This is a genomic window from Enterobacter sp. RHBSTW-00318, from assembly GCF_014101375.1.
Classification (GTDB): Bacteria; Pseudomonadota; Gammaproteobacteria; order Enterobacterales; family Enterobacteriaceae; genus Enterobacter; species Enterobacter ludwigii.
In genome coordinates, this window is record NZ_JABXQH010000001.1 from 825,663 (window position 1) to 851,613 (window position 25,951).

Sequence of the window (25,951 nt, forward strand, 5' to 3'; positions counted from 1 at the left end):
AGTTCTTGATCCAAAAAGGCGACTTCGGTCGCCTTTTTTATTGTTTTTAGACAGAGGATTGCTTAATGATTAATAAAATTTTTGCACTTCCGGTAGTCGAACAACTTACCCCTGTGCTCTCCCGCCGCCAGATTGATGGTGCGGATATCATCGTCGTTGACCACCCGCGCGTAAAAGCCTCCGTGGCGCTGAACGGCGCACACCTGCTCTCCTGGAAACCTGAAGGCGAAACGGAAGCACTGTGGCTGAGCGACTCGACCTCCTTTAAAAAAGGGGATGCGATTCGCGGCGGCGTGCCTATTTGCTGGCCATGGTTTGGACCTTCCACTGAGAAAGGCCTGCCTTCTCACGGTTTTGCCCGTAACCAGCAGTGGACGCTGAAAGCGCACAATGAAGACGATAACGGTGCGGTACTGACCTTTGAGCTGCAGGCGAATGAGGATACCCGCGCCCTGTGGCCGCACGATTTCACCCTGTACGCACGCTTCAAGCTGGGCAAAACCTGCGAAATCGAACTGGAAGCGCACGGTGAATTTGAAACCACCTCCGCCCTGCACACCTATTTCAACGTTGGTGACATCAGCGCCGTGAAGGTGAGCGGCCTTGGCGATACCTTTATCGACAAAGTGGATAACGCGAAAGAAGGAAAACTGAGCGACGGCATTCAGACGTTCCCGGACCGTACTGACCGCGTTTACCTGCATCCGGAAGCGTGCAACGTGATCCACGACAGCGCCCTGAACCGTGGTATCGAAGTGGTACACCACCATCACAGCAACGTGGTGGGCTGGAACCCGGGCCCGGCACTTTCTGTCAGTATGGCCGACGTGCCTGATGACGGTTACAAAACCTTCGTCTGTGTGGAAACGGCGTGCGTCACTGCGACACAAAAAACCAGCGAAGAAAAACCGTCTCGCTTAGGGCAGACAATCAGTATTGTGAAGCGCTAATACGCTACCGCCCCTCTTCCTGTAAAGGAGAGGGGCATGCGTCAGGATTAAACGACATCCAGCGGGCGTTTATGGGTGGGTGGCGGGAAAGCATTATCCAGTTTGTGACGTTCTTCCGCGGTGAGGGTTATCTCCAGCGCTCCAGCGTTGGCGTTAACATGCTCAATCGAGGCCGCTTTCGGTATGGCAATAACACCCTGATGGCGGATAACCCACGCCAGCAGAATTTGGGCGGCAGTGGCGCGGTGGTTATGCGCGATGGCATTCACGACCGGATGGTTCATCAGCCCCGAACGCAGGCGCCCGGCCTGAGCCAGCGGGCAGTAAGCCATCACCGGCATCGCCTGTTGCTGACACCAGGGAAGCAGATCAAATTCAATTCCCCGTGACGCCAGATGATAAAGCACCTGATTAGTGGCACAGGCGGAACCGCCCTCTTCACGCCACAGCGCCTGCATATCTTCATAATCCAGGTTTGAGACGCCCCAGCGGCCAATTTTTCCCTGCTGCTGGAGTGTGTCCATCAGCGTAATGGTTTCATCCAGGCCATAGTTACCGCGCCAGTGCAGAAGGTAGAGATCGATATGGTCTGTCCCGAGACGTCGCAGACTGGCATCACACGCCGCCTGGCCTTTCAGACCGCCAGCGTTCCACGGGTAGACTTTTGATACCAGAAAAACGTCGTCGCGCTGGCCCTTAATGGCCTCCCCGACCACCTCTTCCGCTCCGCCTTCGGCATACATTTCAGCGGTATCAATTAACGTTAACCCCATATCAATGCCCGCCCGCAGTGCATTCACTTCGGATTTACGCTGGCTGGCTTTTTCTCCCATATACCAGGTACCCTGTCCGATAGCCGGAAGTGGACGCCCTGCGGAAAAGGTCACGGTTTTTACGCTCATATCATCCCCTCTTTTTCGTTGCACCACACCAATGCAAACGGGGCGCAAGCGCCCCGTTTTGATGCAATGATTGCACTGTTTTAATGCACAATCAGAACTTGTAGGACACACCGACTGAGAATATGCCCGCCCAGGACTTATCAACCATCGGGCTGTCTTTCACTTCATCGCTCAGACGCTCATAGCGCCCGGTACCGTAGACGTTCCAGTCACCGAGGAAGTTATAGCTCGCCGTCAGCTCAAGGTACGGATCCCAGCCGTCGTCCGCACTGTAGCTCTTCAGACCGCTACGACGGGATTCGTTCTTAGAAACACCATAGTAGTAGTCGTTGTAGTTCTCACTGTTATATTGCACACCGATACCCGGAGTTAGCGTTAACGCACCGTTGGTGTAGCGATAGAGCCAGGCCAGATCCCAGATAAAACCGTTGCTGTTATCCAGCGTATCCCCCGCAAGTGCGGTACGCAGGAAGCCATATTCGGTGTTATGCACATAAGAGAGTCCCGCCATCATGGTGCTCTTACGCTTGTCGAGCTGGCGAAGCGCATGGCTGTCGCTGTCACCCGGCTTGAAGTGCGTCGGATCGTAATAAGCCATGATGGAGAGCTTGTCGGCCGTATCATTCCAGAGATAGTAGCCACCGCCCAGACCGCGGAACCAGAAGTTATCGCCTTCATAGGTGACAACCGGAACTGGATAAACATCACGATCATACTGTTTGTATGGGCTGTTAATCACGCCAACGCCCGCGCCAACAGTCCACTGACTTTCCGCCGCCTGTGCGGTGCTAACAGCGGTTGCGGCAAGTACGCCCAATGCCAGAAGTTTGAGTTTGGTCACAATCCATTCTTTCCTGTAGTCAAATAATCAGCGAGAGAAGTTTAACCGCCATTGTCGTACATCCCAAAATTTTTTGCCTGCTAATCAGTCTGATTAACCCGTTATTTTCAACTTTTCAGGTGACAGCCTGCTTTCATTTATATGACTACTGAATGAAAAACGTGCTTTTACCCTAAAACAGCAGGGGAAATTTTTGGATGAGTTATTGATATGTCATTGAAATTAGATTTTATCGGCATGCAAGTTTTGCAAATGCCATCTACGCTTTAAATTAAGAAGAGTTTTTTCTGAACACCCTGCGGTTCTTAGCGTCTGACCTGGCACACAGGTTGCTGCTCTGGCAGTGAGGTGCGAGAGATTCTCTTCCGGGAGCCTCCACTACTCATACGAACGGCTCTTATCCTGTGCTAAAAAACGAAAGGACGGCATGCCATGAATATATTCGATCACTATCGCCAGCGTTATGAAGCTGCCAAGGACGAAGAGTTCACACTGCAGGAGTTTCTTACCATTTGTCGGCAAGATCGCAGTGCCTATGCCAATGCGGCAGAACGGCTATTAATGGCTATTGGTGAGCCAAACATGGTTGATACTGCCCTGGAACCTCGGCTTTCCCGTCTCTTTTCGAATCGGGTGGTCGCCCGATACCCGGCGTTTGAAGAGTTCTATGGTATGGAAGATGCCATCGAACAGATTGTCTCCTACCTGAAGCATGCCGCCCAGGGTCTGGAAGAGAAGAAACAGATCCTTTATTTACTCGGCCCTGTGGGTGGGGGTAAATCATCACTGGCTGAACGTCTGAAATCACTGATGCAGCGCGTCCCTATCTATGTGCTGAGCGCTAACGGTGAACGCAGCCCGGTGAATGACCATCCGCTGTGCCTGTTTAACCCGCAGGAAGATGCGCAAATTCTGGATAAAGAGTTTGGTATTCCGCGGCGCTATCTTGGCACCATCATGTCGCCTTGGGCGGCAAAACGCCTGCACGAGTTTGGTGGGGATATCACCAAATTCCGCGTCGTCAAGGTGTGGCCATCCATTCTGGAACAGATTGCTATCGCCAAAACTGAACCGGGGGATGAGAACAACCAGGATATCTCCGCCCTGGTGGGTAAAGTCGATATTCGTAAGCTGGAAAACTACGCGCAAAACGACCCGGATGCCTACGGTTACTCGGGTGCGCTGTGCCGCGCCAACCAGGGGATTATGGAGTTCGTCGAGATGTTTAAAGCACCGATTAAAGTGCTGCATCCGCTGCTGACGGCCACCCAGGAAGGCAACTACAATGGTACGGAAGGTATTTCCGCCCTGCCGTTTAACGGCATTATCCTCGCGCACTCAAACGAATCTGAGTGGGTCTCCTTCCGTAATAACAAAAACAATGAGGCGTTCCTTGACCGTGTCTACATCGTCAAAGTGCCTTATTGCCTGCGGATCTCCGAAGAGATCAAAATTTACGAGAAACTGCTTAACCACAGTGAGCTGGTACACGCACCTTGCGCACCGGGCACCCTGGAAACGCTGTCGCGCTTTTCCATTCTCTCGCGCCTGAAAGAGCCGGAAAACTCCAGCATCTACTCGAAAATGCGCGTGTACGACGGGGAAAGCCTGAAAGATACCGACCCGAAAGCGAAGTCTTATCAGGAGTACCGCGACTACGCCGGTGTGGACGAAGGGATGAACGGTCTGTCCACGCGTTTCGCCTTTAAGATCCTCTCCCGCGTGTTTAACTTCGACCATGCGGAAGTGGCAGCCAACCCGGTTCATCTGTTCTACGTGCTGGAGCAGCAAATTGAACGCGAGCAGTTCCCGCAGGAACAGGCTGAACGCTACCTTGAGTTCCTGAAAGGCTACCTGATCCCGAAATATGCGGAGTTCATCGGCAAAGAGATCCAGACCGCCTACCTGGAGTCTTATTCAGAGTACGGGCAGAACATTTTTGACCGTTATGTCACCTATGCTGACTTCTGGATCCAGGACCAGGAGTACCGCGACCCGGATACCGGCCAGTTGTTCGACCGGGAATCCCTGAACGCAGAGCTGGAAAAAATCGAGAAGCCGGCCGGGATCAGTAACCCGAAAGACTTCCGTAACGAGATTGTGAACTTCGTCCTGCGCGCCAGAGCGCATAACAACGGACGTAATCCGAACTGGACCAGCTACGAGAAACTGCGCACGGTAATCGAGAAGAAAATGTTCTCCAATACCGAAGAGCTGTTGCCGGTGATTTCGTTTAACACTAAAACGTCAACCGATGAGCAGAAAAAGCACGACGATTTTGTCGACCGTATGATGGAGAAAGGCTACACCCGCAAACAGGTTCGCCTGCTCTGCGAATGGTATCTGCGCGTACGTAAATCGTCTTAATACAAGTACAAGTGCCCGGTAGCGCATACGCCTGCCGGGCTACAAAAATGTCCGGCACGTCCGGACACTGCAAGTTGGCAAATGCAGTACGGGGGATATATGACCTGGTTTATTGACCGTCGTCTTAACGGCAAAAACAAGAGCACGGTAAATCGCCAGCGCTTCTTGCGCCGTTATAAAGCGCAAATTAAACAGTCGATCTCCGAGGCCATCAACAAACGCTCGGTGACCGACGTCGACAGCGGCGAATCTGTCTCCATCCCCACCGATGACATCAGCGAACCGATGTTTCATCAGGGACGTGGCGGCCTGCGCCATCGCGTACACCCAGGTAATGACCACTTCGTGCAGAACGACAGAATCGAGCGCCCGCAAGGCGGCGGGGGCGGTTCAGGAAGCGGTCAGGGACAGGCCAGCCAGGACGGTGAAGGACAGGATGAGTTTGTCTTCCAGATTTCAAAAGATGAGTATCTCGACCTGCTGTTTGAGGATCTGGCGCTGCCGAATCTGAAAAAGAACCAGCATCGTCAGCTTAACGAGTACAAAACCCATCGCGCGGGATATACCGCAAACGGCGTGCCCGCCAACATCAGCGTGGTCCGTTCGCTGCAGAACTCTCTGGCGCGACGCACGGCCATGACGGCAGGTAAACGGCGCGAACTCCGCGAGCTGGAGAGCAACCTGAAGGTGGTGGAAAATACTGAACCGGCACAACTGCTGGAAGAGGAACGCCTGCGCAAAGAGATAGCCGAACTCCGGGCTAAAATAGACCGGGTACCGTTTATCGACACCTTCGACCTGCGCTACAAAAATTACGAAAAACGCCCCGAACCGTCGAGCCAGGCGGTCATGTTCTGTCTGATGGATGTCTCCGGCTCGATGGACCAGGCCACCAAGGATATGGCGAAGCGTTTTTATATCCTGCTCTATCTGTTCCTGAGCAGAACCTATAAGAACGTGGAAGTGGTCTATATTCGCCATCACACTCAGGCGAAAGAGGTGGATGAACATGAGTTCTTTTACTCGCAGGAGACCGGTGGCACCATCGTGTCGAGCGCTCTGAAACTGATGGATGAAGTGGTGAAAGAGCGTTACGACCCGGCGCAGTGGAACATCTATGCCGCGCAGGCATCAGATGGCGATAACTGGGCGGATGACTCCCCGCTGTGTCACGACATTCTGGCGAAGAAAATTCTGCCGGTGGTGCGTTACTACAGCTATATCGAAATTACCCGCCGTGCTCACCAGACGCTGTGGCGTGAGTATGAACATCTGCAATCGATGTTTGATAACTTTGCCATGCAGCATATCCGCGATCAGGATGATATCTATCCGGTGTTCAGGGAACTGTTCCATAAACAGTCAGCCAACAGCAATGCCTGACCCAACAGCCAGCGAATCCGCTGGCTGTTTTCTTTGCGTCCTGCCTATCCCAACGGCGAAATATTCTGTGCTAAGGTTAAACGCTGCGTATTGGTATTTAACAGGTAAATCGCTATGTCTGATGACGTTAAGGGAACAACAACCCACCAGCAACTCATTACGTTGTTAACCCAGCAGGGCGCACGATTTCGCGTCATGGAGCATGACGCCGTGGGGAAATGTGAAGCGGTGAGTGAGATCCGCGGAACCGATCTGGGGCAAGGGGCAAAAGCACTGGTCTGTAAGGTGAAGGGAAACGGCGTAAAAAAACACGTTCTGGCGATCCTCGCCGCCGATCTGCAGGCCGATTTAAGCCAGCTTGCCAGCCATTTTGGGGGGATAAAAGCGTCTCTCGCAAGCCCTGCCGAAGTCGATACCCTGACCGCCTGCGTTTTTGGCGCCATTCCGCCTTTTAGCTTCCATCCCGATCTGGCACTGGTGGCCGACCCGCTCCTGTTCGAGCGTTTCGATGAAATCGCGTTTAACGCCGGTCTGCTGGAAAAATCCGTGATTATGGATACGCAAGATTATTTGCGTATCGCCCGTCCTGAGCTGGTGACGTTCCATAAAGCGTAATCGTGTAGGCTGGCATCCCGTCAGCCTTTTTTTTCCAGAAAAATAACTGACGCGACCAGGATAATGGCAACAGCGAAAAACGATGAAGAGATGATCAGCGTTTCGACAAACATGTGATCGTACATTTTTGCGACCCTTTTTCGATGCCTGCCCCTGTTTTATCCCCCGTAAATGACAGGGTTATGACAGCAGTAAAATCTTTTTAAAACTGTCTTCAGCCGTGTTTCCGCGTAAAGTAAGCAGGCTTACTCTTTTGGCAAGGATTCCTTATGTTTGACCCGACTCTGCTCATTCTTCTGGCCCTCGCTGCGCTGGGCTTTGTCAGCCATAACACCACCGTCGCTATCTCAATTCTGGTGCTGATCATTGTGCGCGTGACCCCGTTAAACACCTTTTTCCCGTGGATAGAAAAACAAGGTCTCACCATCGGGATCATCATTCTGACCATTGGGGTGATGGCACCTATCGCCAGCGGTACGCTGCCTGCCTCGACGCTGCTGCACTCATTTGTGAACTGGAAATCGCTGATAGCGATAGCGGTAGGCGTTTTTGTCTCGTGGCTGGGCGGGCGTGGCGTTACGCTGATGAGCAGCCAGCCCTCGCTGGTGGCCGGTCTGCTGGTGGGAACCGTGCTCGGTGTGGCGCTCTTTCGTGGCGTTCCGGTGGGCCCGCTGATTGCGGCCGGGCTGGTCTCACTGTTTATCGGGAAGTCATAGTCAGGCTGGCTATATACCGCGCTGGCGTCTGCCCCAACCCCTTCTTAAACATCGTGATAAACGCGGTGGTGGAGTCGTACCCCAGCGACTGTGCCACCTGCTGTACCGACTTCCCCCCAATCAACAGCTGTAACGCCACAATAAGCTGCAGCTGATGCCGCCAGCGGCGAAAGCTCAGGCCCGTCTCTTTTACCACCAGGCGCGCCAGATTGCGTTCACTCATGGCGAAGTGGCTCGCCCATTGCGCCAGCGTCTGCCAGGCGGCAGGCTCTTCCGCCATCTTCTCGCTCATCAGCCGGATTTTTGGATGAGGCGAAACGGGCAGTTGCAAATGTTCCTGACGCTGCAGCGGTAGCTCGTCAAAAAGAACATCCACCAGACGCGATGTGGCAGCAAGCGAAAGCGCTTCACGTGATTTTTCCGCCAGCGATAAGATCAGTTCCCGCACCAGAGGGGAGATCTTCAGGGTGCAGCAGCGATCGGGCAAACTTACCGCTCCGGGTTCAATAAACAAAAAGCAAAGCTGGGCACCCGGCGTGGCCTTATTGCTGTGCGGCATCTGGCCAGGGATCCACACGGCATACTGGGGCGGTACCATCAGCATGGCGTTTTCCACTTCGCAGGTGATGGCTCCCCCCAGCGCCAGAATCAGCTGTCCCTTACGGTGTTGGTGTCGCGGAATGTATTGTTCCTGCGCCACCACGCGGATGCGAAACGCGACAGCCGCATCATGCCGGCTATCGGGATCGTAGCCGTCCAGTCCGAGACCAATCATCAGGTTGTCCGATATTAGCGATAAACTGTCATTTTAGCCTGATTTCAACCGTGGAGAAAATCGGTATTGTGTGCGCTCGCTTGAACGTATGAGAACACAATGACTACTGCAATTCGGGTTTCAGGAAAAAAAGGCGCACTGCTGATCGCAGGTATCCTGATGATTGCCACTACGCTTCGCGTCACCTTTACCGGAGCAGCACCGCTGCTCGATACCATTCGTCTCGATTATGGCTTGAGTACAGCGCAAACCGGTCTGCTGACCACCCTGCCTCTGCTGGCTTTCGCCCTTATCTCCCCGCTCGCCGCAGGTGTTGCCCGGCGTATCGGCATGGAGCGCAGCCTGTTTATCGCCCTGCTGCTGATTTGCGTCGGCATTGCTGTGCGCTCCCTGCCTTCCGCCCCCCTGCTTTTCATCGGTACGGCGGTGATTGGCTGCGGTATCGCACTGGGCAATGTGCTTTTGCCTGGGTTAATTAAACGTGACTTCCCGGGACAGGTTGCCAGACTCACCGGCGCGTATTCCCTGACGATGGGGATCTCCGCGGCGTTAGGTTCCGCACTGATTGTTCCGCTGGCGCAAGGGGAAGCCGGCTGGCATGGCGCCCTGCTAATGCTGATGGCCTTTCCGCTGGCTGCACTACTGCTCTGGCTGCCACAGTGGCGTCAGAAACACGTTGCGACGGTGACCGGTGCAGGCGCGTTACATAACCGCGCCATCTGGCGCTCTGCCCTCGCCTGGCAGGTCACCCTTTTTCTGGGGATTAACTCGCTGATTTACTATGTCATCATCGGCTGGCTACCGGCGATCCTGCTCAGCCACGGGTATAGCGAAGCCCAGGCGGGTTCTGTGCACGGACTCTTACAGCTGGCCACCGCCGTGCCGGGTCTCGCTGTCCCGCTAATCCTCCATCGTCTGAAGGATCAGCGAGCAATCGCCGGCGTCGTGGCGCTGTTGTGCGCGATAAGCGCAGCAGGATTGTGGTTTGCGCCGGGAATGGCGGTCATGTGGACACTGGTGTTTGGTTTTGGTACCGGGGCAACGATGATCCTTGGCCTGACTTTCATCGGGCTGCGCGCCAGCTCTGCGCATCAGGCCGCGGCCTTGTCCGGCATGGCACAGTCGGTTGGCTATCTGCTGGCCGCCTGTGGCCCGCCGTTGATGGGCAAAATTCACGATGCTGCCGGTGACTGGCGTTATCCGCTTCTGGCCTGTGCACTGGCCGCCGTGATCATGGCCGTTTGCGGTATGCTTGCCGGGCGTGACCGGGAGGTCACGCCCCGTTAGTAGAATGGCAGACCACCAGGTCTGCCTTTTTTATCCGCGCGCCGCGCGCAGCATTGCCTGTACCAGCACCACCGGTCGACCTTCCAGCGCGGCACGTTCATGCTGGAATAAGGTGATCACGAAGAACGGATGGGTCAGTAGCTCCGCGGCGCGAATTTCACCCTGCTCGTCCCAGCCGGTGACGCGCATGTCACCGCTCTCCAGCTCCCGTGCAAATTCCGACGACACACCGTAATTGCAGTGATATCCCTCCACGATTTCCGGTTTGCCATAGGCTTTGGCGATGAGCGTATTGTTGCGCAGCTCAATTGCATCGGTTTTTTCCACCAGCGAGCAGGTTAATGGCGCAATCACCATTGTGCCTTCGGTATCCGTTTCGGCGTGCGCCGCATCGTGCCAGCCCAGCACATTACGGGCGTACTCAATCAGCGCATGCTGGAACCCGCCGCAGGTGCCGAGGAAGGGAATGCTGTTTTCGCGTGCGTAGCGTGCAGCGATAAAGGCCGCCGCTGTGTTTTTGTACGGGCTTGCGGGAACCAGCCAGATAGCGTCATAACCTACCAGATCTTCCGGGCTGGTCAGTTCCGTGGTCGCGAGCCAGTCATAATCAGCGGTGAGGTCAAGAACGGCAGCGGCGTCGTCAATTGCCAGCGGGATCGCCTGGTGCGCAATAACATCGGGATTGTAATCGCCAACCAGCGCAATGCGCAGTGTGGTTTTAGCCGGGAGGTGTTCCATGAAAGGTTCCTTATGCCTGAGTATTAGCAGATAACATAAGGAACCTCAGACTACCGATCTTCTGCAATTATCACAATACCTTAAATTGGGTGGGTAAAGACAAAGTGCTAGAGTAATACGCAGAACGTTTGGCCGCAGGTGAGGAGAAAAGATGATCCAGTGTAAACGCGTATACGAACAGGCAAGCCCGGACGATGGTTATCGGGTGCTGGTAGACAGACTCTGGCCGCGTGGCGTGAAGAAAACCGATCTCGCGTATGATGAATGGTGTAAAACGCTCACCCCGTCTAACAATTTACGCAAGGCGTTTCATAGCGAAACCCTTGATTTCAACGCCTTCAGCAAGGCGTACCGGGAAGAGCTGGCGCAGCACAAGGACGAGGGGTTGCGTCTTGCTGCGCTGGCCAGCAAGCAGACCTTAACCCTTCTCTATGGCGCGAAAGATAAGGAACACAATCACGCCCTGGTGTTAGCCGACTGGCTGCGTAATGTCTAGTCAGTCGATCATCAGTTCATCAAGGATTTGCGGCACCGTATCCGGGGTAAGCGGCATCAGATGTTCGGCACGAATAAACGCAAAGCCGTGCTGATTGTCAAACGCGAAGACATCACCGGTCACCAGCCAAAGCGCGCGATCCGAGGTGGCGGGTAACTGCGTCATGACGCCATTGACCGGATTAACGAAACGCTGGCCGGGCTGACACAGGCCAAACAGTTCAACAGATTTACCAATATTACGACGGCCGGACGCCGTGCGGGCACCGATGATCATCGCCATGCTGCCCGGTTTAAGCTGAAACATACTTCTCTCACGATAACGGTAGCCATCGAAAGGCTAAGAATAATCCTAAAGAGAAGTGTACCGCAGCCACTATCCCGCTGTCACCTGGCAGGTTGCGGATGATCGCGACGATAAAGCGCCCATTCATCGATTACTTCGCCGCCAGGCAACTTGCACTCCGTGCGAACCCCTTGCGGGCTTTGAACCGGGACCTGTTCCCCGCCTTTATTCAGGCAGTAGACGGAGGCGGGATTAGCCATCCCGATAACATGGGGCGGTTTCGGGGCATCAGGCGGGGATGTTTTGGAGGTACAGGCGGCCAGCGGTAACGCGAGTGCCAGAAGCAGTAATCTCATCTCATTGATCCTTTTAACTTCATCAGACTTTAAGGGTAACGGGTCATCGCCGCTTTCTCCACGATTTCTCCATCTTAACTGCACTTTTCCACACTACAGTGGCACGTGTTCTCAATGACCAGAGAACATCATTCCGTAATCAAGATGTCTTTGCCCCGGTCTCAACATCGGGGCTTTTTTTCTCCCCCGCTCCCCTGTGATGAATATTAAAATTTTTATATTCATGTTTTACTATGCCCGAAGTCGAAAAATTCAGCATAACATGCAGATGCAGACGTCTTCTGCATGGGAGTGAGCCTACGTCATGTCGGATATTATCCTTGCCCGTGTTTCAGAAACGCTCGCCACTGAGCAGTCCCTTGAAAGTCTCGTTCGCCAGCTGCTGGAGATGCTGGAGATTGTGACTGAAATGGAGTCCACCTACCTGACGAAGGTCGATATCAATGCGCGGCTGCAGCATATCCTCTACGCCCGCAACAGCAAGCAGATGCAGATCCCTGAGGGGCTGAGCGTTCCATGGGGCGACACCTTGTGTAAGCGCGCCATCGAGAGTGGTACGTTGTTCAGTAACGAGGTGGCAGAGCGCTGGCCGGATTGCGATGTCGCGAAAGCCCTTGGCATTACAACCTACATGAGTATCCCTATTCATCTTGCGGATGGTTCACTCTATGGCACGCTCTGCGCCACCAGCACGGAAAAGAAACATCCCAGCGATCGCGGTGAACAAGTTTTGAAATTATTCGCCGGGTTGATTGCCCAGTATATTCAGAAAGAGTCGCTGGTGATCCAGCTTCGGGAAGCCAATGCGGCACTCATTGCGCACTCTTATACCGATGCCCTTACCGGATTACCAAACCGTCGCGCCATCTTCGAAGAGCTGACGACCCTGTTTTCACTGGCAAAGCACCTTAAACGCAACGCCATCATCGCGTTTATCGACCTTGATGATTTCAAGCTGATTAACGACCGTTACGGGCATGAATCAGGCGATCGGTTCCTGATTGAAGTGGGTAAACGTCTGACTGAAGAAAAACAGGCGGACGAGATAATCGGCCGGCTGGGCGGTGATGAGTTTCTGGTGGCCTCGCTTAGCCAGACCAATAGTACGGGTGAGAGCACACAGATTAACCTGCTTAAAACGCGCCTCGACGCCCGTATTGCAGGAGAATACTGGCTGGGGAGCGTGAACATTATTTATCCTGGCGCCAGCTTCGGTGTGATTGAAGTTGACCCCACCGTGACCGATCCGGACAGTGCGTTACGCGCGGCTGATGTCGCGATGTATCAGCATAAGAAAGGAAAAAGCAAAACGCGCTTTCTCGCGATGGATTAACCCCGTACACTCTACGGCGTTATAAAAACCGAAACAGGTGATGGTATGAGAATAGGGATCCTCTTCCCGGTCGTTATTTTTATAACGGCGGTAGTGTTTTTGGCCTGGTTTTTTGTCGGTGGTTACGCTGCTCCGGGGGCATAAATGAGAAAAACAACCCTCATTATGCTGATCGTGGCAATCGTGGCTGTTGCAGGCTCGCAGCTAGGCTGGTGGTAAATCCACCACGTAAAAAGGCCGCCATATGGCAGCCTTTTTCAACATTTATCAGGCTTAGCTTTTGATTTTTCTGTAGATAAACAGAACAACCAACGCACCGATCACCGCGACAGCGAAGCTGCCGAAGTTAAAGCCATCGACCTTACCAAAGCCGAACAGCGTACTGATCCAACCGCCCACCACTGCACCGATAATCCCCAGTATTACGGTGACGATAAACCCACCGCCATCTTTGCCCGGCATAATCCACTTCGCCAGAATACCTGCAATAAGCCCAAAGATAATCCAGGATAAAATTCCCATAAGTTTCCTCTCCGTATGGTTTTTGTCATTAAATCAACGACACAAGAAAGGATAGCACAGGATTTCAGAAAGGAAATTTGTGATAAGCATCACAGTGAGAGAGTGCGCGTTTATTCATCAACAGCACCACAAGAAATGTGGGGTTGCATCTTTTGTTGAGAAAGATTATCTTTCTCAACACTGAATAGTTGAGTGAAACGCTCAGGTATTCAGTACGACATTGCTCACATTGCTTCCAGTATTTCTTGCCCACTCTAGAGTGGGCTTTTTTTTGCCTACACCGCAACAAAAGCGTGCCGGTTTCGCCCTGCACGTTTTGCCTGATAGAGCGCCTGGTCGGCGGCTATAATGATGTTCTGCTGGCTGCCCGCGATATCCACGGCACGCGCAGTGGAGATCCCGACGCTAACCGTGACCCGCCCGAAGGGACTGAAAGCATGTTCAATATGCAGCGAAAAGACATTGCGAATGATCGTCTGACCGAGGCGGAGCGCTTCCTGGATATCCGTGTCTGGCAGGATCAGTGCAAACTCTTCCCCACCATAGCGCGCCACAACCTGGTTGTCCCGGTTCAGGCTCTCCCTGAGGCTATTTCCCAGCAGGGTTAAACAGCGGTCCCCTTCGGGATGACCATAGTTATCGTTGTATTTTTTGAAGTAGTCCACATCGACAATCAACACCGAAATCGGGGCGTCGCTGGCCGCACAGGCCGCAATTTCTGACAGAATTTTTTCATCAAAAATGCGTCGGTTGAAAAGCCCGGTTAGCGCATCTTCAGACGCAATAATCTTCAGCGCCCTGTTATCCCGTGTTTTTCTGGATAAATCGGAATAGAGGAAACAGGACGCCGCAATGAGTATCGCGGTAAAAACCAAAATGAGTACAGAAAGCTGGAGAGCCTGCTTGCGCCAGGGGGCGAGCGCTTCTTGCGTACTGACCGCCACGGTGGTGACGAGCCCGTAGCGCTTGTTCTTCTCGAAGGCATAAATGCGTTCGATTTTATCAAACCGTGAGACAGAGCTGGCGATACCCGCGTTTTGTACCTTGAGGTATGTCCTGAAGAGAGGCGAATCCGAAACAATTGCGCCGATGTAATTATTTTTAAACGGATGACGTACCAGCAACACGCCTGACTGGGTTGTTAAGCCGATCACGCCTGAGTGACCAATATTGATCTGCCCGTATAACGCCAGAAAATTTTCGATACCCAGCGTAACCACAACGACACCGTTAAACGCGCCGGTAGGGGTTTCCAGCCGACGACTAATGGTTATGACCCATTTACCATTCGTTCTGCTGACCACCGGCTGGCCAATAAAAATCTGCTGGCTCTTATTTTCTTTGTGGTAGATAAAAAACGACCTGTCCACCCCTTTCCGGGGTCCGGAAAAACTTTCATGGAGTGCCGTAAAAATATTCCCTTGCGCATCGTAAACAACCACATTATTTATCTGGATAAGAAGATTATCCTGATTGCTTATCATCCGCTGGATATTTTTGGCCTGTTGTGGGGTCATGCCATAAATTTTGATTATGTCGGAAACCGAAGTAATCAACATTTCACTTTGGCGCATGATCCCTTCGCTGTACACGTCTAAGGTATGGCTCAGGTTGGCAACGCTGGTGTTTATTTGCTGGATTGACTGCTGCCTGGACGTGGCAATTTGGACGGCAAGCGACAGCGAAATGATCAATGAGACAATGATGACGGTAATAGTTGTTGTGTAAAAAGTATTTTTCACATGCACGAGCTCTTCCACCTTATCACGCCTGACATCCCTGGCTGACAACTAGAGTCACTGTAACAAAGCTCAGGATAAGAGGAAAATGAATTGCACTTAAGCATACAACAGAAATCTGATGATATTTCGCTTTTCGCAAACGGGCATCAGATATTATTACTGGGCCCCTTTCACAGAAAAAAATCTCTTACAGACTGACCTTCTCCAGCGGCTTAGATAAGATGACTTTAATAAATTCTTTATACGAGACCGGTTTACCAAAATAGTATCCCTGCAACAGGGTAATCTGATTACGGTTGAGATAGTCCAGTTGCTCCTTCGTTTCTACCCCTTCAGCCACGATATGCAGTGAGAGTTTTTTCGCCAGGTCAATCACACAGTCCAGCAGGATCGTAGAGTCTTTCGCCTCTGATACCCGGTTCACGAAACTTTTATCGATTTTAATATAATCAATCGCCAGCGCGTGCAGACAGGAGAGTCCGGAATACCCGGTCCCAAAGTCATCAAGCGCAATGACGAAACCGGCGTTATGTAACGCATTGAGATTTTCCACCAGATGAGGATTATCGATCAGCGGTTCACGCTCGGTCACTTCGAGAACCAGTTTGACCTCTTTACCATAAAAGCCTTTTCCAAAGACCCGGCAGTCAGCGATAAAAGAAGGCGCATTGATGTGTCTGGCGCTGATGTTCACCCCGATGTGAAATCCGTCCGGCAACTTAGGCAAAAGCGGCTTAAGCTCGGTCACCACTTTCGCCATTAAACTTTTGGTCAGCGGAATTATCAGACCGCTGCGCTCGGCAATCGGAATAAAAACATCCGGTGGGATAAAGCCTGATTTTGGGTGCTTCCACCTTGCCAGCACTTCCACGCCATACAAACCGCCGGTATCGCCATTCACGATCGGCTGATAGTACGGAACGATCTGGCCGTGGATGATGGCTTTACGCAGATCGTCTTCAAACGAGCTGCTTTTCCCCCTGTAGCGACGGATAAGAATGCCGACAGCCGCAGATAACGCAAGGATAAGCAGTATCACGCTCCATCCCTGATGCAGTAAACGCGTCAGGCTGAAAAAGGCGGGAGGCTGCCAGGCCATGCTAAACGGAAAATGTGCCGATGCTGTTATGGAGCCCGCCCACTTTACGGGGGGCCAACTGATCACATCGCCCGCGCCGGCTATTGCTTTATCGCCAACAACCAGCCTCAGTCCCGTGTTGTTTGCTGCACTCGCAATAACATCCCGCAAATGCGCGTCGCTAACGCTTACGATAACGCGCCCTTTCGCGACAGGCATCTGAAAAAGTAACACCGGAATGCCGTTCACCAGGCGATTACCGGGGAGCAGCATCAATCCTTTGTTGGGCAGCGTCTGCGGGCGAACAATCAATACGCCGTTTCCGGGAAGGGAGGTACAGACGATCCTGCCCTGCTGCTCAATCATAATGGCGCGAAGATGCGGTTTCAGCGCAGCTTCCGAACCCAGTTCACGCTGTCCGGTGTCGGTACACCCTTTGGCGGCGACCCGTTTTGCGGTATTTGCAGCACTGACAGCCTCAGCAAGAATGGCCTCAATTTTACGCGTGCTTGCGGCGGCGGTTTCGGCATAATTTGACCGGGCCATATGCCACAACTGCCAGTTAATGATCAGCATGCCACTCAGAAACACAAATAAGGCACACAGAATGGGGAGCATAACGTTGCGCACGATTTTTTCCTTAAGAGAAAAATGCTCATTTATGACCTGTATAAGGCGATCGCCTGGCAAACTCTGCACTGCTTAAAGCAATGTGAAAAGTTTAGTTAAGATTTATCTTAAAAAACTGGTACTTCCGCATGAGTTACTCTGACTGAATAAGATAAACCTCCGTTATTATCAGGCTTGTGCCTTGCCCTGGCTGTGTTAAGATTTGTGCAATCAGGGAGCGGACGGGACCACTGGAAAATGAAAAAGATCATTGCCGTTGCTATCATTTCAACGTTGCTGGTCGCCCTCTCTCTCTACGCGGTTAATGCGGTTATCGTGGCCCAGCAAAAGAGCAAACAGCTCGAGGTTTCCCATTCCCTTTTGCAATATTCAGAAGGCCTCTCTCAAAGTGTGGCGCAGGCGCTCAAAAGCATTACTACACAGGGTTGTGATAAAACCAGTCTCGATAGTTACAGGCAGATAAAGTTAGATAGCCTCTATTTCGGGGATATTGGTTTTATTGAAAAGGGGAAAATAGCCTGTACTGCTTTTTGGGGTAAACTCGCCACTCCCGTTGCCCTTCCTGCAGAGCTGCATAAAACGCCACGGGGTTTTCTTCTGGCACAGTTTTCCAGAAAAGATTTTTTTACAGGCAATGCGGCAATTTATAATAACGTGATTATATTCACCTCCCGCTATGCTTACGATAAGTTCACGCCGATTACGGCGAACTATTCACTGAGTACGACGACCAAAGATTTCGGCAGAACATTTTTCTCAGCCTCCCCGGTGATAAAAGAACAGAGCTGGCTGCATTCGAATCTGTTTACCTTAACCCTGACGCAGTGCAGCGCCGTATGGGATTTGTGTGTGATCGTGAAGCATCACAACGCAGGGCTGGCTTCATTGTCTCTGGTGGTGTTTACCCTTCTCACGGCAATTCTGGCTTTCATCTGGATAGCGATCACGCTGTTTTTCTTCCGCATCTATGAAGATCGGTTCTCACTGGAGCGCACGCTGGTTAACGCGGTAAAAGCCAATACCATCAGCGTTAACTACCAGCCCATTATTCGAATCCAGGATAAAAAAATGGTGGGCGTTGAAGTTCTGTCGAGATGGCGCGATAACAATCATGGAGAGGTCTCGCCTGAGCTCTTTATTCCCTTAATTAAGAAAATTGGCCTGTATCAAAAGTATTATATCAATATCATCGAAAAATCCCTGGCAGAAATCGCCTCGCTGGCGATTAAACATCAGCTGGTGATTTCATTAAATATTGGCCGAACCGAGATTGAAGACGGGCAATTCATTAAGATTCTGTGTCGTGAGTGTTTAGTGAATAGCATTCCACTCTCCTTGATAAAAGTCGAACTCTCTGAAAAGGCGGTTTCCACTGCGGATGTTCTCGAAGGGTTCTGTCAGGCGTTAAAATCATTGGGTGTGAGAATATCAATTGACGATTTTGGAGTACAAAACTCTAAGGAAGGTGCGAATAAGCAGGTCATGTCTTCCCAAGCTGACTCGTTGATTAAAATTTCGCGGATCTGGGCCGATTTTTTTCCCGCAAACACATCGAATCAGCCTATTTAGGCTATTTTTTCCACCATTTCTGGCGTTATTTCCGGTTTTTACTGAGATCTCTCCCACTGACGTATCATTTGGTCCACCCGAAACAGGTTGGCCAGGGTGAATAACATCGCCAGTTGGTTATCGTTTTTCAGCAGCCCCTTGTATCTGGCTTTCACGAAGCCGAACTGCCGCTTGATGATGCGAAACGGGTGCTCCACCCTGGCACGGATGCTGGCTTTCATGTATTCGATGTTGATGGCCGTTTTGTTCTTGCGCGGATGCTGCTTCAAGGTTTTTACCTTGCCGGGACGCTCGGCGATCAGCCAGTCCACATCCACCTCGGCCAGCTCCTCGCGCTGTGGCGCTCCTTGGTAGCCGGCATCGGCTGAGACAAATTGCTCCTCTCCATGAAGCAGATTACCCAGCTGATTGAGGTCATGCTCGTTGGCCGCGGTGGTGACCAGGCTGTGGGTCAGGCCACTCTTGGCATCGACACCAATGTGGGCCTTCATGCCAAAGTGCCACTGATTGCCTTTCTTGGTCTGATGCATCTCCGGATCGCGTTGCTGCTCTTTGTTCTTGGTAGAGCTGGGTGCCTCAATGATGGTGGCATCCACCAAAGTGCCTTGGGTCATCATGACGCCTGCTTCGGCCAGCCAGCGATTGATGGTCTTGAACAATTGACGGGCCAGTTGATGCTGCTCGAGCAGGTGGCGGAAATTCATGATGGTGGTGCGATCCGGCAGGGCGCTATCCAGGGATAATCGGGCAAACAGGCGCATGGAGGCGATTTCGTACAGGGCATCTTCCATGGCACCGTCGCTCAGGTTGTACCAATGCTGCATGCAGTGAATACGCAGCATGGTCTCCAGCGGATAGGGCCGTCGGCCATTGCCCGCCTTGGGATAAAACGGCTCGATGACAGCGGTCATATTCTGCCATGGCAGAATCTGCTCCATGCGGGAGAGGAAAATCTCTTTTCGGGTCTGACGGCGCTTAGTGCTGAATTCACTATCGGCGAAGGTGAGTTGATGGCTCATGATGTCCCTCTGGGATGCGCTCCGGATGAATATGATGATCTCATATCAGGAACTTGTTCGCACCTTCCCTAACCTCGCCCGCATATCGCTTCTGGAATACGATGAGATCAAAATAGATAAATCGCTGGTAGATGGTATTAATGAGCATTATAAACAGAATATATTCGTCATCTTTAGTGACGCCCTCGCCAGACTGAATAAAACGCTCGTCTTTGAAGGTGTGGAAAGCGAAACGCAATATCGCTTTATCGCAAACCGGTATCCTGATGCCCTGATTCAGGGATGGTATTTCTCTAAATCACTGACCATTGGTGAACTGACGCAGCAACTTAACAACGATAAGCAAAAACCAGCGCGTTAACGTGTCAACATTGACGACGTGACGGCTCTGCATAGCGTCCAGTTATAATTCACGACGTTGAGTTTTAGCTCTCCGCAAACCTCACCGTAACGCTGCATGCGGCGCTCACGGAAAAACGCCCTCAGTGATTCAGGCAGACAGTCTGCCTGGTAGCGCAACAGCGTAGTGTGCCAGAACGGCGCTGGTAAAGGGGTATTGCCATGGCGTAAGCGCAACGCCTCTTGCCAGTCCGTGGTTAACAGACGTTCACAAAACGCCTGCCGCTGCTTCAAGGCAAGTGTATCGGGTATGCCTGCAAGCAAGAGCTGGTTGGGCAATGCCACCAGCCTGAGTTCCCGAACCGTGATACCCAGACCGGCAAAAGGGGTCCATGCGTCGATAAGCTGATGCGTCTTCGCCGGTAACGGTGCATTCCCGTCGTAGAGAGGGATCGTTATGGGTACGAAGGTGAAATGGAAGCCGGATGGCGGCTGGAGGTCTACTAACGAGTCGTGGCGGGTCAACGCCCGCAGTTCCTGAAACAACATGTCGACAGACGCGGCCATTTCCGGCTGGAAACCTGTCGCCAGTGCGAGCTTTTGCGTAGCATAAAACGGCTCCCTTACCGCTCCGATACCGTCCCGCTTTTCCCAGAGCGCCAGCGTCTTCGCGTTGGTGTCGTGGTAATGTTTTTCCAGATCAGACGTTTCCATTTCTTTCCTAAAAACATATAGTCGTCACATTCAGACCGTAGATTACCCTGAAGCACACTCTCATTTGGTTAAAACGTGAAAAATTCTCTGTTGTTTCCGCTGGTACTCTTTTTCCTGATCGTTATTTTCGCCCTGCTCATCGGTAAACCCTCAACGCACATCCCGGATAAAAAATGCATGTGGTCCGATAGCGTGATGCTGAGCTGTTTAGCAAAGCATCAGCACAACGGTTTTTGAGGCGGACTATTCATTTCCCCACTGATTGAGGAAGTTCGCAATATCATCAATGCGCGCGCTACGGATGCCGGCTTCACTGGCCATCTCTTGCTGGGCTTCCTCGCTGATCTCTTCATTGTTCGATAAACGGGTGAGCAGCAACTGGAAATAACAGGCAAGAGGATCGCGCTCTGCCTCACTTACCGGCTCCGCGGCTTCCGACGCGTATTCATCGACGATGTCATAATATTTAAGTGGAATTTCATTGTGCATAAACAGTCTCTTCTCTGACCTTTAAGGGTAATGCCTGAGTATATCGGACGGCACTCTTAGACCAAAGCCTTGTTAATCAACGTAACCACAATGCAATCAATGCAGCCAGCGCCGGTAAAGCCTGAACATAGAGTATTTTTCGGCTGGCGGTCATGGCACCGTAAATGCCCGCAATCAGCACGCAGGTCAAAAAGAAGAAGACCACAGGAACACCGCTTTCACCAAGCCACAGTCCCCAGAGCAGTCCCGCCGCCAGAAAACCGTTATACAGCCCCTGATTTGCGGCCAGCACGCGGGTATCGCGTGCAAAATCAGGGCTGAGATTAAATGCCTTGTGGCCTGTTTTTGTGTTCCACAGGAACATTTCCAGCACAAGTATGTAGAGATGAATTAATGCAACAATAGCGACAAGGATCGTAGCTAACATCTTGCAGTCTCCCGCAGGCAGAGGAAAAAAACGGGGACCTTCTGGCCCCCGTTCACGTTTAACCCAGAATCTGGATGACATATTCGCGATGATCGTGTCGCCAGACTCTGAACATTTTAGCATCTTCTATAGCGTTAACGATCGGGCCAGCGACTTCAACCATTTTATATGGTGCATCAACGTGACACCGGAACGTACATTAACTCAAAACGCTGCCGTTCCATACATCTCCGAGATTTATTACCCGGTCATTATTGTATGCACCAGAGGCATTCAGGTTTTTCAGCGGGCTCCAGTCATTGTTCCAGGGGATAAACATGGTTGCTTTAGGGTATTTCTGAAGAATAACACTCACTAAGTTTGCATAATCAAACTGGCCGTTAATTGTTGATGGCCCCACTTCTGCAAAGGCAAACGGCTTATTCAATGCCACCATTTCATCGTAACCGTTTACAGTGGCAGGATTGTCTGTATACAAGTCCAGGCCAGTAATATCAACATACTCTGCGCCAGGGTAATAAGATGTCTTATAATCCCGGTTTGCATCAGGAGAGAAGACCCAGAGTAAATTGTTTAACCCTTTCGTTTTAACGAAATAATTAAAGATATCCTGATACAGGCGTCGATACAGATCCATACGTACAGTATCGTTTGTATTCTCACCGGTTGCCCCCCACCAGAACCACTCGCCATTCATCTCATGCAAGGGTCGATAAAAGACGGTGACACCTTTCTCATTCAGTTGCTGTAGGCCCTGAGCGACCTTATCAAGCATTGCCAGCCAGCGTCCACGCGACGGTGTTCCAGACTGTAAGATTGCAGAAAATTCATCATTACTCACAGGATGCTTGAGAGCCCCCTTTCCATCACCAGGATTATTACCCGCAAAACAAGGGTTTGGTAAATGGTGGCTGATCGCGACCAGTCCGCCTTTTTTCCAGTGGTCGATCAGATCGGCATTACAACCAAAATCGATCAAACTGGCTTCCTCTCCAGGGGTACAGGCATCCCAGCCACGGGCATAGTCAGCGCTATAAATAGCCGGGAATTTCCCGGTCAGGGCCTGCAGGTCTTTTCCTTGTTGCAGGGAAAAAGCATCGACGCCGCCGATATTGCTATAGCCACCAAAAATACCTGAAATGAGCTTTTTACCCTGTCGATCAGACAGACCACTCAACCACTGATAAATCATTTTCGCATTATTATCTGCAGACTGATTTGCGGGTACTACAGCAAAAGTACTCATTTATAGAATATCCTTACGTCTCGATTGGAAAATACATGGCAATGAATAACCATGCGTATTTGCTACGTACACAATAAAACCGATATTGCCCGGCTTTATTTTTTCGTACAGTTTGTCTGGCTTTTCCCACTACCGCGGACAGTGCCAGCACAGCAATACCGTTTGATTAAATAACTTGCTGCGACAGGGATATTTATATCAGCCGCCTGCTTAAAATGATGCTAATTCACGTTGTGCTATCTCCCGTAATACGAGTGATATTCCGCACACCAGAAAGTTATGCTGACAACAGAATTAATGAGAGTTTCACCGTAATCGCGTCGTACCCGATAAGTCAGATCAGGTATTCATGAGCGCGGCACCGGGTGAGGCCGGACACCATAACAATGAATTTAGTGAGACGTGGAATTAAGATATTCAAGAAATTTTGGGGCATACATCGCCGAATCAAACGGCGAAAGCGCATGATGGCCCGGTAGAGCGTGGACGGTAAATGCTATTTAGGGGAGGGGTTTTGATAACCGTACGAAATCGAATAATAAAAAACGGGAACCCATCGGCTCCCGTTCTTGTTTAACCCAGCAAGTGGATTACATGTTCGCGATAATCGCGTCGCCAAACTCTGAACATTTCAGCAGCTTAGCGCCTTCCATCAGACGTTCGAAATCATAGGTAACGGTTTTCGCGTTGATCGCGCCTTCCATACCTTTAACGATCAGGTCTGCGGCTTCGAACCATTCCATATGACGGAGCATCATTTCTGCAGACAGGATGATAGAACCTGGGTTCACTTTATCCTGGCCGGCATATTTTGGTGCCGTACCGTGGGTCGCTTCGAACAGTGCGCACTCGTCACCGATGTTCGCACCAGGGGCGATACCAATACCGCCAACCTGCGCCGCCAGGGCGTCGGAGATGTAGTCACCGTTCAGGTTCATACAGGCGATAACGTCATATTCAGCAGGACGCAGCAGGATCTGCTGCAGGAACGCATCGGCGATCACATCTTTAATGATGATCTCTTTGCCGGTGTTCGGGTTCTTGATCTTCTGCCATGGACCACCGTCAATCAGCTCACCACCGAACTCTTCCATCGCCAGCTGGTAGCCCCAGTCTTTGAATGCGCCTTCGGTGAACTTCATGATGTTGCCTTTGTGAACCAGCGTCACAGAGTCACGGTCGTTGGTGATCGCGTATTCAATGGCCGCACGCACCAGACGTTTAGTCCCTTCTTCGGAGCAAGGCTTGATACCGATACCGCAATGTTCAGGGAAGCGAATTTTCTTCACGCCCATCTCTTCGCGCAGGAATTTAATCACTTTCTCTGCGTCAGCAGAGTCCGCTTTCCACTCGATGCCCGCGTAGATGTCTTCTGAGTTTTCGCGGAAGATAACCATGTCGGTCAGTTCAGGGTGCTTAACCGGGCTTGGGGTGCCCTGATAGTAACGAACCGGACGCAGACACACGTACAGGTCCAGCTCCTGACGCAGCGCAACGTTCAGGGAACGAATACCGCCACCGACTGGAGTTGTCAGAGGGCCTTTAATAGCAACGCGGTAGTCGCGGATCAGGTCCAGCGTTTCAGCTGGCAGCCAAACGTCCTGGCCATAAACTTGAGTAGATTTTTCACCGGTGTAAATTTCCATCCAGGAAATTTTACGCTCGCCTTTGTAGGCTTTCTCAACAGCGGCATCAACCACTTTCAGCATTGCCGGGGTAACGTCTACACCGATACCGTCACCTTCGATGAACGGGATAATCGGATTGTGAGGAACGTTAATCTTGCCGTTTTGCAGGGTGATCTTTTTACCTTCCGCCGGAACAACTACTTTGCTTTCCATTAACCTCTCCTTCGAGCGCTTCTGGTTGTTACTGATCTTATGTTAATAAATTGTAATGAGCCCTTCGATAGTACCTGATTGTCCGACGCCATGAAAGGTCTTCGTTAATAGGCTATAATGCGGCAATTGATAACGTCTGAAAATACCATGAAGAAAACTTCTTTTACAAAACACCGGGTTGAGCGATTCAGCTCACGACAAGCCGCCAGAAGACCACAAGAATCCCAGCCAAAGCGGGTGATTTTGTTCAATAAACCCTACGATGTTTTGCCGCAGTTTACTGACGAAGCCGGACGCAGCACGCTGAAGGATTACATTCCTGTTCAGGGCGTCTACGCCGCTGGCCGTCTGGACCGGGATAGCGAAGGACTTCTGGTCTTAACCAACGATGGTGCCTTACAGGCCAGGCTCACTCAGCCGGGCAAACGCACGGGAAAGATTTACTTCGTCCAGGTTGAAGGTGAACCGGATGATGAGACGCTGGCGACATTACGCCGCGGCGTGACGTTAAACGATGGTCCTACCTTGCCTGCAGGTATTGAGCTCGTCAGCGAGCCGGAATGGCTGTGGCCACGCACGCCGCCTATCCGCGAGCGCAAATCCATCCCGACGAGCTGGCTCAAGATCACCCTTTATGAAGGCCGTAATCGCCAGGTTCGCCGGATGACCGCACACGTGGGCTTCCCTACCCTGCGACTTATTCGCTACGCCATGGGCAACTTCACCCTGGATTCACTGGCAAACGGTGAATGGCGGGACGTTACCCCTTAAGGAGTCACTATGTTTAAACCGCATGTCACGGTCGCCTGCGTGGTTCACGCGCAGGGTAAGTTTCTGGTCGTAGAAGAGAGTATTAACGGCAAGGCGCTGTGGAACCAGCCTGCCGGGCACCTAGAAGCCAATGAAACCTTACTGCAGGCCGCTAAACGCGAACTGTGGGAAGAGACCGGTATCCACGCGGAGCCGCAGCACTTCATCCGTATGCACCAGTGGATTGCCCCTGATCACACCCCGTTCCTGCGCTTTTTATTTGCCGTCGAGCTTAGCGAAACGTGCGCCACAGAGCCGCAGGACGATGATATCGATCGCTGCCTGTGGGTCACTGCCGAAGAGATCCTGAACGCGCCAAACCTGCGCTCGCCGCTGGTTGCCGAGAGTATCCTCTGCTGGCAGTCTGCTGGTCGCCTGCCGCTTGAGGTGATTGGAGAATTTAACTGGCCGTTTACAGAGGGTGCCAATGGTGGGGGGGCGTGATAGAATACGCCGCCTTGAAGTTCAATGTCGTGAGTAT

The 25,951-nt window shown here is 51.8% G+C and carries 28 protein-coding genes and 1 pseudogene; 13 read left to right on the plus strand and 16 right to left on the minus strand.

Annotated features, from left to right (window positions below):
* The first annotated feature begins 65 nt into the window (after nt 1–65).
* On the plus strand, nt 66–950 hold the full coding sequence (locus HV157_RS04055; protein WP_182268477.1) for a D-hexose-6-phosphate mutarotase: 885 nt from the start codon (nt 66–68) through the stop codon (nt 948–950).
* Between the two features lie 47 nt (nt 951–997).
* Here HV157_RS04055 and HV157_RS04060 read toward each other — a convergent pair whose 3' ends face one another.
* Nucleotides 998–1,852: an aldo/keto reductase gene (locus HV157_RS04060; protein WP_182268476.1), complete on the minus strand. Its 855-nt coding sequence runs from the start codon at nt 1,850–1,852 to the stop codon at nt 998–1,000.
* 91 nt (nt 1,853–1,943) lie between these two features.
* On the minus strand, nt 1,944–2,693 hold the full coding sequence (locus tag HV157_RS04065) for a MipA/OmpV family protein (RefSeq protein WP_014169638.1): 750 nt from the start codon (nt 2,691–2,693) through the stop codon (nt 1,944–1,946).
* A 432-nt stretch (nt 2,694–3,125) separates the two neighbouring features.
* Between HV157_RS04065 and yeaG the strand changes: the two genes are divergently transcribed.
* From yeaG to HV157_RS04080, 3 genes are all read left to right on the plus strand, one after another.
* Complete coding sequence (gene yeaG, locus HV157_RS04070; protein WP_014169637.1) at nt 3,126–5,060, plus strand: protein kinase YeaG; 1,935 nt, start codon at nt 3,126–3,128, stop codon at nt 5,058–5,060.
* A 99-nt stretch (nt 5,061–5,159) separates the two neighbouring features.
* Nucleotides 5,160–6,443: a YeaH/YhbH family protein gene (locus HV157_RS04075; protein ID WP_040017223.1), complete on the plus strand. Its 1,284-nt coding sequence runs from the start codon at nt 5,160–5,162 to the stop codon at nt 6,441–6,443.
* 114 nt (nt 6,444–6,557) lie between these two features.
* A complete protein-coding gene (locus tag HV157_RS04080) occupies nt 6,558–7,058 on the plus strand; it encodes a YbaK/prolyl-tRNA synthetase associated domain-containing protein (RefSeq protein WP_014169635.1) in 501 nt (166 codons plus the stop codon).
* A 20-nt stretch (nt 7,059–7,078) separates the two neighbouring features.
* Here the strand turns inward: HV157_RS04080 and yoaI are convergent, their stop codons facing one another.
* On the minus strand, nt 7,079–7,183 hold the full coding sequence (yoaI, locus tag HV157_RS26215) for a small membrane protein YoaI (protein ID WP_014169634.1): 105 nt from the start codon (nt 7,181–7,183) through the stop codon (nt 7,079–7,081).
* A gap of 144 nt (nt 7,184–7,327) precedes the next feature.
* On the opposite strand from yoaI, the gene HV157_RS04085 reads away from it, so the two are divergent.
* Entirely contained in the window at nt 7,328–7,774 is a 447-nt protein-coding gene (locus tag HV157_RS04085; RefSeq protein ID WP_014169633.1) for a DUF441 domain-containing protein, read from the plus strand.
* Here HV157_RS04085 and HV157_RS04090 read toward each other — a convergent pair.
* Nucleotides 7,758–8,549, minus strand: coding sequence for a helix-turn-helix transcriptional regulator (locus HV157_RS04090; RefSeq protein ID WP_040017221.1), 792 nt, complete (start codon nt 8,547–8,549; stop codon nt 7,758–7,760). The genes HV157_RS04085 and HV157_RS04090 overlap by 17 nt on opposite strands.
* 99 nt (nt 8,550–8,648) lie before the next feature.
* Between HV157_RS04090 and HV157_RS04095 the strand changes: the two genes are divergently transcribed.
* The gene (locus tag HV157_RS04095) at nt 8,649–9,836 is read left to right on the plus strand and encodes a CynX/NimT family MFS transporter (protein ID WP_040017220.1); all 1,188 of its coding nucleotides are present in this window, start codon (nt 8,649–8,651) and stop codon (nt 9,834–9,836) included.
* Between the two features lie 30 nt (nt 9,837–9,866).
* Here the strand turns inward: HV157_RS04095 and HV157_RS04100 are convergent, their stop codons facing one another.
* Nucleotides 9,867–10,574, minus strand: coding sequence for a CTP synthase (locus tag HV157_RS04100; protein ID WP_040017219.1), 708 nt, complete (start codon nt 10,572–10,574; stop codon nt 9,867–9,869).
* A 151-nt stretch (nt 10,575–10,725) separates the two neighbouring features.
* On the opposite strand from HV157_RS04100, the gene HV157_RS04105 reads away from it, so the two are divergent.
* Nucleotides 10,726–11,070, plus strand: coding sequence for a DUF488 domain-containing protein (locus tag HV157_RS04105; RefSeq protein ID WP_040017218.1), 345 nt, complete (start codon nt 10,726–10,728; stop codon nt 11,068–11,070).
* On the opposite strand, the gene HV157_RS04110 is transcribed toward HV157_RS04105, so the two are convergent.
* Entirely contained in the window at nt 11,071–11,376 is a 306-nt protein-coding gene (locus tag HV157_RS04110) for a hypothetical protein (RefSeq protein WP_182268475.1), read from the minus strand. It lies immediately after the preceding gene.
* 80 nt (nt 11,377–11,456) lie between these two features.
* Nucleotides 11,457–11,711, minus strand: a complete 255-nt coding sequence (locus HV157_RS04115; protein WP_020884447.1) for a DUF333 domain-containing protein — start codon at nt 11,709–11,711, stop codon at nt 11,457–11,459.
* A gap of 304 nt (nt 11,712–12,015) precedes the next feature.
* Here HV157_RS04115 and HV157_RS04120 point away from each other — a divergent pair, with 304 nt between their 5' ends.
* Both HV157_RS04120 and HV157_RS04125 read left to right on the plus strand, forming a co-directional pair.
* On the plus strand, nt 12,016–13,044 hold the full coding sequence (locus tag HV157_RS04120) for a sensor domain-containing diguanylate cyclase (protein WP_182268474.1): 1,029 nt from the start codon (nt 12,016–12,018) through the stop codon (nt 13,042–13,044).
* A gap of 45 nt (nt 13,045–13,089) precedes the next feature.
* Nucleotides 13,090–13,188 (plus strand): YoaK family small membrane protein, encoded by a 99-nt coding sequence (locus tag HV157_RS04125; protein WP_014883431.1) that lies wholly within the window; start codon nt 13,090–13,092, stop codon nt 13,186–13,188.
* A 129-nt stretch (nt 13,189–13,317) separates the two neighbouring features.
* Here HV157_RS04125 and HV157_RS04135 read toward each other — a convergent pair whose 3' ends face one another.
* From HV157_RS04135 to HV157_RS04145, 3 genes are all read right to left on the minus strand, one after another.
* A complete protein-coding gene (locus HV157_RS04135) occupies nt 13,318–13,566 on the minus strand; it encodes a GlsB/YeaQ/YmgE family stress response membrane protein (RefSeq protein WP_006174788.1) in 249 nt (82 codons plus the stop codon).
* Nucleotides 13,567–13,841: 275 nt separating this feature from the next.
* Nucleotides 13,842–15,326 carry a sensor domain-containing diguanylate cyclase gene (locus HV157_RS04140; RefSeq protein ID WP_230074984.1) on the minus strand — a complete coding sequence of 495 codons (1,485 nt, stop codon included), beginning with the start codon at nt 15,324–15,326 and terminating at the stop codon, nt 13,842–13,844.
* A 169-nt stretch (nt 15,327–15,495) separates the two neighbouring features.
* Entirely contained in the window at nt 15,496–17,016 is a 1,521-nt protein-coding gene (locus tag HV157_RS04145; protein ID WP_182268473.1) for a cyclic diguanylate phosphodiesterase, read from the minus strand.
* A 237-nt stretch (nt 17,017–17,253) separates the two neighbouring features.
* Between HV157_RS04145 and HV157_RS04150 the strand changes: the two genes are divergently transcribed.
* Nucleotides 17,254–18,585: an EAL domain-containing protein gene (locus tag HV157_RS04150; protein WP_182268472.1), complete on the plus strand. Its 1,332-nt coding sequence runs from the start codon at nt 17,254–17,256 to the stop codon at nt 18,583–18,585.
* Nucleotides 18,586–18,623: 38 nt separating this feature from the next.
* Here HV157_RS04150 and HV157_RS04155 read toward each other — a convergent pair whose 3' ends face one another.
* Nucleotides 18,624–19,604 carry an IS5-like element ISKpn26 family transposase gene (locus HV157_RS04155; protein WP_000019445.1) on the minus strand — a complete coding sequence of 327 codons (981 nt, stop codon included), beginning with the start codon at nt 19,602–19,604 and terminating at the stop codon, nt 18,624–18,626.
* 70 nt (nt 19,605–19,674) lie between these two features.
* On the opposite strand from HV157_RS04155, the pseudogene HV157_RS04160 reads away from it, so the two are divergent.
* Nucleotides 19,675–19,965 (plus strand): annotated as a pseudogene (locus tag HV157_RS04160) (EAL domain-containing protein); the annotation flags it as partial.
* Here HV157_RS04160 and HV157_RS04165 read toward each other — a convergent pair.
* The 5 genes from HV157_RS04165 to icd all read right to left on the minus strand — a co-directional run bounded on the left by HV157_RS04165 (nt 19,962) and on the right by icd (nt 24,660).
* On the minus strand, nt 19,962–20,657 hold the full coding sequence (locus HV157_RS04165; RefSeq protein WP_182268471.1) for a hypothetical protein: 696 nt from the start codon (nt 20,655–20,657) through the stop codon (nt 19,962–19,964). The pseudogene HV157_RS04160 and the gene HV157_RS04165 sit on opposite strands and share 4 nt — an antisense overlap.
* A 243-nt stretch (nt 20,658–20,900) precedes the next feature.
* Complete coding sequence (locus HV157_RS04170; RefSeq protein WP_014169620.1) at nt 20,901–21,146, minus strand: YmjA family protein; 246 nt, start codon at nt 21,144–21,146, stop codon at nt 20,901–20,903.
* 76 nt (nt 21,147–21,222) lie between these two features.
* Complete coding sequence (locus tag HV157_RS04175; protein ID WP_020884453.1) at nt 21,223–21,573, minus strand: DUF1304 domain-containing protein; 351 nt, start codon at nt 21,571–21,573, stop codon at nt 21,223–21,225.
* Nucleotides 21,574–21,772: 199 nt separating this feature from the next.
* Nucleotides 21,773–22,819: a glycosyl hydrolase gene (locus HV157_RS04180; protein WP_182268470.1), complete on the minus strand. Its 1,047-nt coding sequence runs from the start codon at nt 22,817–22,819 to the stop codon at nt 21,773–21,775.
* Between the two features lie 590 nt (nt 22,820–23,409).
* Nucleotides 23,410–24,660, minus strand: a complete 1,251-nt coding sequence (gene icd / locus HV157_RS04185) for an NADP-dependent isocitrate dehydrogenase (RefSeq protein ID WP_014169617.1) — start codon at nt 24,658–24,660, stop codon at nt 23,410–23,412.
* A 117-nt stretch (nt 24,661–24,777) separates the two neighbouring features.
* Here icd and rluE point away from each other — a divergent pair, with 117 nt between their 5' ends.
* Both rluE and HV157_RS04195 read left to right on the plus strand, forming a co-directional pair.
* Nucleotides 24,778–25,431, plus strand: coding sequence for a 23S rRNA pseudouridine(2457) synthase RluE (gene rluE / locus HV157_RS04190; protein WP_020884455.1), 654 nt, complete (start codon nt 24,778–24,780; stop codon nt 25,429–25,431).
* Between the two features lie 9 nt (nt 25,432–25,440).
* Nucleotides 25,441–25,914, plus strand: a complete 474-nt coding sequence (locus HV157_RS04195) for an NUDIX hydrolase (protein WP_182268469.1) — start codon at nt 25,441–25,443, stop codon at nt 25,912–25,914.
* Nucleotides 25,915–25,951 lie beyond the last annotated feature (37 nt).